The sequence below is a fragment of the Sulfurimonas sp. genome (assembly GCF_023229025.1).
In the GTDB taxonomy this organism is placed as follows: Bacteria; Campylobacterota; Campylobacteria; order Campylobacterales; family Sulfurimonadaceae; genus Sulfurimonas.
Genome location: NZ_JALOAA010000063.1, coordinates 1 through 6,602 on the forward strand (window position 1 = coordinate 1; position 6,602 = coordinate 6,602).

At 32.1% G+C, this 6,602-nt stretch carries 8 protein-coding genes; 5 read left to right on the forward strand and 3 right to left on the reverse strand.

What is annotated here, in order from left to right; genetic code table 11:
• Nucleotides 1–52: 52 nt before the first annotated feature.
• From M0Q20_RS10615 to M0Q20_RS10625, 3 genes are read left to right on the forward strand one after another with little or no spacing between them, the layout of a single operon-like run.
• Nucleotides 53–400, forward strand: coding sequence for a hypothetical protein (locus tag M0Q20_RS10615; RefSeq protein WP_295061745.1), 348 nt, complete (start codon nucleotides 53–55; stop codon nucleotides 398–400).
• Entirely contained in the window at nucleotides 393–1,583 is a 1,191-nt protein-coding gene (locus tag M0Q20_RS10620) for a site-specific integrase (RefSeq protein ID WP_295061748.1), read from the forward strand. The genes M0Q20_RS10615 and M0Q20_RS10620 overlap by 8 nt, the downstream gene beginning before the upstream one ends.
• Nucleotides 1,584–1,594: 11 nt before the next feature.
• Nucleotides 1,595–1,975 (forward strand): YbgC/FadM family acyl-CoA thioesterase, encoded by a 381-nt coding sequence (locus tag M0Q20_RS10625; protein ID WP_295061751.1) that lies wholly within the window; start codon nucleotides 1,595–1,597, stop codon nucleotides 1,973–1,975.
• Here the strand turns inward: M0Q20_RS10625 and M0Q20_RS10630 are convergent.
• Nucleotides 1,958–3,217 carry a hypothetical protein gene (locus M0Q20_RS10630; RefSeq protein WP_295061753.1) on the reverse strand — a complete coding sequence of 420 codons (1,260 nt, stop codon included), beginning with the start codon at nucleotides 3,215–3,217 and terminating at the stop codon, nucleotides 1,958–1,960. The two genes, M0Q20_RS10625 and M0Q20_RS10630, sit on opposite strands and share 18 nt — an antisense overlap.
• The gene (locus M0Q20_RS10635) at nucleotides 3,214–3,870 is read right to left on the reverse strand and encodes a uracil-DNA glycosylase (RefSeq protein WP_295061755.1); all 657 of its coding nucleotides are present in this window, start codon (nucleotides 3,868–3,870) and stop codon (nucleotides 3,214–3,216) included. Before M0Q20_RS10635 ends, M0Q20_RS10630 begins: the two co-directional genes overlap by 4 nt.
• A 111-nt stretch (nucleotides 3,871–3,981) precedes the next feature.
• On the opposite strand from M0Q20_RS10635, the gene M0Q20_RS10640 reads away from it, so the two are divergent.
• Complete coding sequence (locus M0Q20_RS10640) at nucleotides 3,982–5,565, forward strand: EAL domain-containing protein (RefSeq protein ID WP_295061756.1); 1,584 nt, start codon at nucleotides 3,982–3,984, stop codon at nucleotides 5,563–5,565.
• A 54-nt stretch (nucleotides 5,566–5,619) separates the two neighbouring features.
• On the opposite strand, the gene M0Q20_RS10645 is transcribed toward M0Q20_RS10640, so the two are convergent.
• The gene (locus tag M0Q20_RS10645; protein ID WP_295061758.1) at nucleotides 5,620–6,006 is read right to left on the reverse strand and encodes a class II SORL domain-containing protein; all 387 of its coding nucleotides are present in this window, start codon (nucleotides 6,004–6,006) and stop codon (nucleotides 5,620–5,622) included.
• Between the two features lie 181 nt (nucleotides 6,007–6,187).
• Here M0Q20_RS10645 and M0Q20_RS10650 point away from each other — a divergent pair.
• The coding region (locus tag M0Q20_RS10650; RefSeq protein WP_295061760.1) for a glycine--tRNA ligase subunit beta at nucleotides 6,188–6,602 on the forward strand (415 nt) is incomplete at its 3' end.

Here is a 6,602-nt window from a genome sequence, read left to right on the forward strand (position 1 = left end):
GGATAAGTCATCAAATATGAATATAGATAGAAAGATAGTTTAGGAGGAAAATATGTCGGAAATTTCAGAAAATGTTTTAAAACTTATTTTACAAAAGCTTGAATCTCAAGAAGAGTTATTGGTCTTGCTAATTCCTGATTTCAAAACAAAAAAAGGTGTTGCAAACTTTTTTGGTGTGTGCGAAAAAACACTTGATAATTGGAAAGAAAGCGGTAAATTTCAAGAGGGAGTAGAGTATTTTATAAATGAAAAAGGCAAGGTAGAATACATACCTCAAGGTCTCTATGAACATAGAAAAAACAGACAAAATAAACAAACTAATAATGATGTGAAGAAAGAAAAACAAAAGATATATCATCCATCAGTTATGAATATTGTGAAAGGATTGAAAGTTGGCTAAATCAAACAAAAGAGAAAAAGTAAATTACCTAGATTTTACATTTACGATTTTTGAAAAATATGATAAGTGGCAGATCTCATTTTATCCAGTAAAAGGGCAACCTCTAAAGAAAAAAACTACAGGATTAGAGGCTACAGCTTCAAATCTGATTATTGTTAAAAGAGAGATTATTCCATCAATTGTGGAATATTTGACAGGTAAGGTTGAGCTTTTTGTACAAAAAGAAGACTTGTGTGTTCAAGAGTGGGCAGAGGAGTTCTTTATAGTACATAAAGATAAAGTTCGTTCTCATGTGTATAAACGAAATTTAGGGCATTACAACAATCATATAAAGCCATATTTTGGAGATAAGTTACTGCATTTAATTAAACCAATTGATATTGAAAAATGGCAAAATAAATTGCTTAAGGAGTTTAAACATTTAACGGTACAAAAGTATCGCTCTGTTTTTCTTAGTATTTTTGATTATGCAGTTAAAAATGAGGTAGTTGAGTCAAATCCTATACGAAAGGTTGAATCACCTAAGACGATCGAAAAGGTTACAATGCACGATAATGATGAAGAAAACGATATTTTTCCATTTTCAGAAGCTGAGATAAAAACTCTTTTAGAGAAGGCAGATGGCTATCTAAAAAACTTCATCATGTTAATGTATGCAAGCGGTATCAGGCCAGGGGAAATAATAGCTTTAAGTTGGAATGATATTGACTTTAATAAAAAGCAAATTAATATTTATAAAACAATAGTAAATGGCAAAATAGGTCCTGTTAAAACGCAATCCAGTAAAAGAAAGATCGATATGCTTCCATTGGCTGAGATGGCTTTAAAAGAGCAGTATAAAATAACAAGCAATAATGAGTATATTTTTATAAGCAATCAAAAAAAGCTATTTTACTCCCATGACATCATCAATGTAAGACTAAAAAAGGTTTTAAAAGCAAATAAGATCCAAGTTAGAAAACTGTATAATCTTAGACATACATTTGCTTCACAGCTTATAGCAGCTGGTGAAGATATAACTTGGGTAAGCAAAACATTGGGGCATAAAGATGCTCAAACAACTTTGATGTATTACACCAAGTTTATTAAAAAAGGTGAAAACGAGAGACTTGAAAAAATATCCAAAATTGGAGCGAATTTTGGAGCGAATATTTTTGATAGTGGCTTAAAAGCCGATAAATAGGGGAATATAGAGTGAAATTGAGAGTTTATTACGAAGACACAGATACCGGTGGAGTGGTTTATCACTCAAACTACCTTAACTTTTGTGAGCGTGCAAGAAGTGAGGCATTTTTTGTAAAAGGTTTATCTCCGATTTTGCAGAGTGGGCATTTTGTAGCAAGAAGAGTGGAGGCGGATTTTATAAGCAGTGCAAAATTGGGTGATGAGCTAGAGATAAAAACGGAGCTTTTTGAGATGAAGGCTGCATCTTTTGTGCTTGAGCAAACTATTTTTAGAGATGAAAAAAAGATATTTAAACTACATATAACGTTAGCGTATATAAACTTTGAGGGCAAACCTCAAAGAATAACAAAAGAGGTTAGCGAGCTAATAAATTCACTCTTCTCCTGCTAACCTATATTGAAGAAACCGAGAGACGGATGGTCGCATTAATTTTATAGGGTAGAGCATCTGATTCTCTTTGTACTCAATATCATATTCGCGCTTTTCTCCATTTATTAGATGAGAAAAATAGTCTATTCCCACTGTTGTTGTATAGTTTATCCAATCGTACACTATGTCATTTCCTAAGAGTGAGTTTGTCTCAATTAAAACATCTTTGTTCTGGGTTATAGAGTTTGCAATTAGCATATTTTTTCTATCATGATACTGTGTCATAGATAGAAGCAGAGGATTATAGTTTGTCTGTGTTGAGAGTATGTTTGTAGCATTTGCATCATAAAGAGTAAGCTGAGATATTATCATTCCGCTTTTAATAATAGGGGTATTCATAAAAAATGATCCTCCGTTTATCTTCTCATTCTCTTTTAGTTGTTTCTCAAGATTTGTCGTTTGTTGTGGGATAGAGAATTTAATAACTAGCGGTGCTTCATCGGGATTTGTATTTAAAACATTTCTGCCTATACTCTGCTCCGCATATCTACTCTTAAAAGTATTTTCTTGATACGCCGACAGCTGCTCTCCTACCGGTGAACGGTCATAAAATATAACTAGAGGCGAACCTGATTCGTTTAAAAGTAAGTCGCTTTGAGCTCTATAATCTATCCCTCCATAATGAAGGTAGCTTGAAGTGCTTTTTGTATCTTTTTTGTTTATGGTTGGAAAATATATATTTATATCGGGATCTATTTTTGAGACAACCGCTTCGCCCTCTTGGGTCAGCGGTGCAATAACATAGAAAAAACCATCTTCTTGTATCTTTTTTAATGTTTTTAAAATCTCATCATGGCCCTCGTCTTCTATCGTATAGCTCTTTAGCTCAAAAGGTCGATTTTTTGACATCATGTAGGCAAATGAAGCGTTTGTTGTTGAAGCTGCATATCTTGATATTTTTTTATATGGTAGTAGCAGAGCAATACGAAGTCTCTTATCAGAGATGATTTTTTTTATGTTAAATATAGCTAAGTACTCCTCTCTTCTTGCTTCTAAGACATCATCTTGGAGTTTTTTATCTGCATGAGCTAAAAAAGAGAAGATATAGCCATTTTCTAGATGCTCCTGCAAACACTCCTCGTTACAAGGGTATGGATCTAAATTTTGTATATATGTTTTTGAAAGAGGAATATCTGAGATTAAAAATTTTTGTGCAAATAGTGCTGCGGGAAGCAACATCGCTAATAGATATATTTTTTTCATAGACAACTCTTTATAGTTTTAAGATCATTAAATGTTATTTTTTTATCATCCGGATTTCTAAGGAGATGATTTGGATGATAAATCGGAATCAATTTGTAATCTTTAAAGCTTACAACATGACCTCTTACACTCCCAAAATTCTCATCTTCAGATGTAACTTTAGCATAAGCATCCTTACCTAGAGTTACAATTACCTTGGGTTTAATAAACTTTATTTGTGAAAACAGATGGTTTTTGCAAGAGTCCCACTCTGAGCTTGATGGAGTATTTGAGTTTAACGGTTTGCACTTTATGGCATGTGTAAAGTAGATATCTTGTATCTTTAGCTCTAAAACATTCTCTATCATATCTTTTAGCATTGCACCGCTTCTGCCGCAGTAGTATGAGTTTGTGTTATCCTCGTTGTAAGAGACTGTATAGTCTATTATCATGAGATCTGCATTTGGATTTCCATAGCCGCTCATACTCTGAGTTCTCGATTTGCTTAAGTCACAGAGATGGCATGTAGAGATATTTTTTCTTAATTCATCAAGGGTATTGGATTTTTCATTTAAACTTGTCTGATTTGCAGAAAATGAATCAATATATTCAAACCCAAGAGCTTTAAGCCGATATAAATTCTGCAAGAGAAGTAGATTTTGAAAAGAGTTCAATAGCAACCTTTTAAAATATAAATTATAAAGATGTGAGTATATTTAAAGAGTGGTTAAAATCTACTTTATAAACTTTTGATAGAATGTTGAAAAGTATTTTTGGAGAACAATTTGAATCTTGAGAACAAAGTATTAGATATTAACAGTTTTAAATTAGAGTCTTCGCGGGAAATTCAAAATATAATTAGAAATATTGAGAACTTAAAAGATAATAATATACTTATCCACATAATCTCTTTTATTCACAATACTGTTTTGGTTCAAAGCTTAAAAAGTGAGTTAAATAAAATAGTTCCTAATGCAAAAGTTATTCTGTTAAAGCATGAAGATAAAGTAAGCACGCAGTTAACGATTTATTCTCTAAAAAGAGAGACGAATGCCCAAGAGATTAGCGATGAGATAACCAGAGAGCTATATATACAAACAACAAAAAATGAGCTAAATATAAAAGAGTATAGAAATAAACTCTTTAGCAGATATTTTACAGATCACCTCACTAACCTTCCAAATACATATAAACTTAGAAATGATTTAGATGAGATTAAAGATTTTTCCTTAGTTGTTTTTAACATAGATAACTTTCAGACAATAAATAATTTCTACGGTTATATAGTTGGAGATTATGTAATAGAAAAGGTCGGAAAATATCTTCAAAAGAGTATTCCGGAGTATCATATTTATAAATTATCAGGCGATGAGTTTGCTTTTATCATAGATAAAGAGATGGGATTTTATGAACTAAAGGATTACTTAGAATCTCTTTATGAGAAGATAAAAAATATTAAAATTGTCTATCAGGATATAAATATATATGTTGATTTTACTTTGGCATCTTCCTCAAATATAGATAGTAAAAACATATTTTCAAAAGTTGCAATGGCACTAAAATATGCCAAAGAGATAGGTGCAAAATATTGGATATATGAAGATAGAATGAATTTTGAAAATGAGTACAAGAGAAATCTAAAGCTCTCCGGAGTTGTGCGTGATGCGGTTGAAAACCTAAGAATAATGCCATACTATCAGGCAATAGTCGATACTAAAACATTAGAGGTAAAAAAGTATGAGTGTTTAGCCAGAATAGTAGATAAAAATGAAAAAATATTAGCTCCTGCTCTTTTTATACCTATTGCAAAGAAGATAAAAGTTTACAACATAGTAACAAAAACTATAATCGATAAGTCATTTGAAACATTTGAAGATAGTGAATTTGAGTTTAGCATAAACCTCTCTATAGAAGATATAATGAGCAGCGAGATTTTTAACTTCATTGTTGATAAATTAAAAAAATCAAAAGCATCTAAGAGAGTAATATTTGAACTTCTAGAATCCGATGCAATAGAAGATTTTAAGAAAGTTGAACGCTTTATATCCGAAGTAAAGAGACATGGCGCAAAGATTGCCATAGATGATTTTGGCAGCGGGTATTCAAACTTTGGGTATTTAACTAGAATGAATGCCGATTTTATAAAAATAGACGGCTCTTTGGTACAAGATATAGATGTGGATCAAAATGCACTTTTTGTTGTTGAGACAATAGTTGATTTTGCCAGAAAATTAAACATTAAGACAATAGCAGAGTATGTTCACTCAAGTGTTGTCATGGATATGATAAAAAAACTAGGGGTAGATTACTCGCAAGGCTTTTACATTGATGAGCCCTCGGTTGAGTTAAGAAAAAAGAGTCAAAATTGATAAGTATAATTGGTGTTTTTATCAAGAGAGTCTCTCTTGATAAAATATAAAGTATTATTTAGTTACTTCTACAACTTTCTCAGTTGATTCCCAAACACCGTGTTTTGTACAGTATGCTTGAGCAGTAAGTTTAAGTTTGCTTCCGGTTGGAATAATGTTAAATGTAACTGTCGCATGAGCCTTAATGTTTCCAAGTGTGCCGGGTACAAAGTCAGCACGTGCTAAAAGAGTCTCACCGTTAAATAGTGACATATTTGCAATATAGTGATCAAAATCATCAGGATGAGAGTACTCATTTCCCATCTTTACCGTTACGCTAAACATCTCACCCTCTTTTGCAGTATCTGCACAGTGGATAAACGGTGAATGACGGTCAATATAATCTTTTTTACTCTCTCTCTCAACTGTATCAATATCAATATAACGATTGATTTTTGGCATTTTTAAATCCTTTTATTTTAAATTTATGTGGCATTGTAACTACAATATCATTTATAAAATACACCACTAATTGTTTATCTGTTTTGATTAAGACTTCTTTAATTTAGGGCTCTTCTTTATAAGTATTTAACGATAATATAGATAAAATCGCGTTAATAATATTGAAATAAAGAGTCTGTTTATGATTAAACCATTACTAATTGAGATCGGTGTTGAAGAGCTTCCTGCAATTCCGCTTTTAAAAGAGTTAAAAAATATTGAAAAGAAGTATGCTGATATTTTAGAGAAAAATTTGCTTTTGTGTGATTTTGAGTTCTACTATACACCTCGTCGACTTGTATTATGGCACAGAGAGTTTAAAACGCGCCAAGACGATAGCAGCGAGGAGTTTTTTGGAGCACCCCTTGAGGTTGCATACAGAGATGGAGTTCCAACACCGGCAGCACTTGGTTTTGCTAAAAAATGTGGCTTAGATATTAAAGAGATAGGCTCTGCGCTAAAAGGTAAAAAAGAGGTTCTTTACTATAAAAAAGAGTTAAAAGGGGAGCCTTCGGTTTTGCTTTTAAATGAAATAATCGAGGAGTGGATAAAATCTC

Coding starts and splice junctions, on each gene's coding strand:
- M0Q20_RS10630 (WP_295061753.1), bottom strand. CDS start 3,217: ATGAAAAAAATATATCTATTAGCGATGTTGCTTCCCGCAGCACTATTT.
- M0Q20_RS10615 (WP_295061745.1), top strand. CDS start 53: ATGTCGGAAATTTCAGAAAATGTTTTAAAACTTATTTTACAAAAGCTT.
- M0Q20_RS10645 (WP_295061758.1), bottom strand. CDS start 6,006: ATGCCAAAAATCAATCGTTATATTGATATTGATACAGTTGAGAGAGAG.